Source organism: Micromonospora sp. NPDC007220, from assembly GCF_040634035.1.
Lineage (GTDB): Bacteria > Actinomycetota > Actinomycetes > Mycobacteriales > Micromonosporaceae > Micromonospora > Micromonospora reichwaldensis.
This window is the reverse complement of the sequence record NZ_JBEYEU010000068.1, coordinates 1-1,690: the sequence shown is the minus strand read 5'-3', so window position 1 is coordinate 1,690 and position 1,690 is coordinate 1. Positions and strand designations below refer to the sequence as shown.

Genomic DNA, 1,690 nt, shown 5'->3' with positions numbered 1-1,690 from the left:
TGGCTCTGGCACACATTTTGTGAGTCGTGCTCACTGAGGGTTCGGGTTGGGTGCCCGGGTGGAGATCATCGTGGCGTTGCTTCCGCATCTGGTTGGCCTGCGGCTGGAAGCGGTGGTGGTCCGCGGCGTCGGGGTCAGGATCGACGCGGCGACGAAGACGGTGCGGGCCGCCTGCGTAGCCTGCGGCACGTGGTCGACCACTGTGCATGGTCGGTATGTGCGGCGGTTGGCCGATGTCAGGTTGGGTGGCCATGAGGTGCTGGTCGCGTTGACGGTCCGCCGATTCGCCTGCTCGAACGTCGGGTGTCGGCGGCGGACGTTCGTCGAGCAGGTGCCCGGGCTGACCCGCCGGTATGCCCGACTTACGGTCTTGGCGGCGGGTGACCTGGAAGCGGTCGCGGTGGCGTTGGGCGGTCGACCGGGAGCCCGGTTGGCGCATCGGTTAGCGGTGTCGGTGTCGCGGATGACGTTAATCCGGATGATCCGGAGGATGCCTGACCCGCCGCCAATGACGCCGACGGTGCTGGGCGTCGACGACTTCGCCCGCCGCCGAGGGCACCGATACGCGACCGTCCTACTCGACATGCACACCCGCCGGCCCATCGATGTCCTGCCTGACCGTACCGCCGACACCCTCGCCGCATGGCTGCGCGAGCACCCCGGCGTCCAGATCATCTGCCGCGACCGCGGTGGCAGCTACGCCGACGGCGCCCGCAAAGGCGCACCCGACGCGGTTCAGGTCGCCGACCGGTGGCACCTGCTGAAGAACCTCAGCGACACCATCGAGAAGGTCGTCCGTGGGCACCGCCGGTGCCTACGCGAGCACACCGATCCGAGACTGGCCCCGGCGACGCGAACCACAGCCGAGCCGGGATCCACCGGACGGCGGGCGGAGAACACCCGCCAACGCCACGCGGCCGTGCACGCCCTACAAGCTGAGGGGTTGTCGATCAGCGCGACCGCCCGCCGGCTCGACATGAACGTCAGAACCGCCCGCAAATACGCCCACGCCGCCACCGCCGAAGCGTTGATCGGTCCGAACGCCAGCAGCCGCCCCAGCGTCCTCGCACCGTTCCACCCCTACCTGCGGCAACGCCTCACCGACGGCGTCCACGAGACAGCCGACCTGCACGCCGAAATCCTGGCCCGGGGCTATCAGGGGAGCCTGCGCGTGCTGCGGGACTGGCTCGCCACGAACCGCACCCGACCCATACCTGCGACCGCAGTCCGGGTGCCGTCGGCCCGGCGGATCACCGCCTGGATCATGCGACCCGGCCACAAACTCACCGACGACGACCACACCGACCTCGCCGACGCCCGCAGCCGCTGCCCAGACCTCGACACCGTTGCCGATCTCGCCCGAGGGTTCGCCGCACTGGTCCGCCACCAGGGCACCGGCCAGCACCTCGACGCCTGGATCGACCGCGCCCGCAACGCCGGATACTCCGAAATTCGCGGCTTCGCCGCCGGCCTGGCCAGCGACCGCGACGCCGTCGTCACCGGCCTCGCCCAGCCCTGGAGCTCAGGCCCCGTCGAGGGCCACGTCAACCGCATCAAGACGATCAAGCGACAGATGTATGGCCGCGCGAACCTCGACCTCCTACGCAAACGCGTCCTGACCAACCCGTGAGCCGCCACCAAGATCAATCACAGGAAGTGTGCCAGAGCCAGTTTTCAGGCGGAGCCGACA

At 69.3% G+C, this 1,690-nt stretch carries 1 protein-coding gene; it reads left to right on the top strand.

From position 1 onward, the window contains the following. Positions 1–58: 58 nt before the first annotated feature. On the top strand, positions 59–1,630 hold the full coding sequence (locus tag ABZ573_RS32480) for an ISL3 family transposase (RefSeq protein WP_358122924.1): 1,572 nt from the start codon (positions 59–61) through the stop codon (positions 1,628–1,630). Positions 1,631–1,690 lie beyond the last annotated feature (60 nt).